Source organism: Lactobacillus sp. M0393 (genome assembly GCF_016102025.1).
Lineage (GTDB): Bacteria > Bacillota > Bacilli > Lactobacillales > Lactobacillaceae > Lactobacillus > Lactobacillus melliventris.
The window spans coordinates 1-652 of the sequence record NZ_JACFPK010000019.1; the positions used below are offsets into that span (position 1 = coordinate 1).

Below are 652 nucleotides of genomic sequence, written 5' to 3' on the forward strand. Positions count from 1 at the left end.
GTCTAAATCTTGATTCGTCTCCCAATTCTCCTTTTGTATTATAAAGATATGCGTCATTCACAAATTTTACAGTCATAATATTGGTATACGGTATTAGACTTTGACGAGGCGGTGTTTTTAGGTCGTCTCTTAAAACAAACAAGTTTTTATTGTTTTTTATGCGGTATACTTCTAGAACTACACCATTATCAAGCATATCAATTTTATTCGTACCCGCTAACTCTTCTCTATTACTAAAACGATCAACTACCAGTTTCGTTCCTTTTTTAACATATTTATCGGTAAATTCACCTTTATTATTAACAAGTCTGGCTTTTGTAAAATCTTTATCAGAAGAAAACGGCCAGGAAGCTATTGTAACAGTAACATAATTAGTAACTAGTCTATTTCCATTGATACTGTCAACATTCACAGCTTTAATATACCCACCATGACCGATATTGTAGTATTGCTTCCCCTTAATTGTCTTATATGGTAGATAATACCAGTTCATATCTTCGTCACTAAACGAATAACGCTTAGTATCTGGATCAGATAAGGCTTTAATTTTGCCAACGTATCTTACTAAAGCACCCTTTTTTAGCAGCCCATTCGTTTTAAGATAAGAATATTTTTTCTTACCCTTTTTGTTATAAACACGAGTCTTATGATT

1 protein-coding gene is annotated in these 652 nt (G+C 32.5%); it reads right to left on the minus strand.

What is annotated here, in order from left to right; all coding sequences use genetic code 11:
* Positions 1–652, minus strand: a 652-nt coding sequence (locus tag H3R29_RS09105; RefSeq protein WP_198203129.1) for an SLAP domain-containing protein, incomplete at both ends; no start/stop codon positions are given.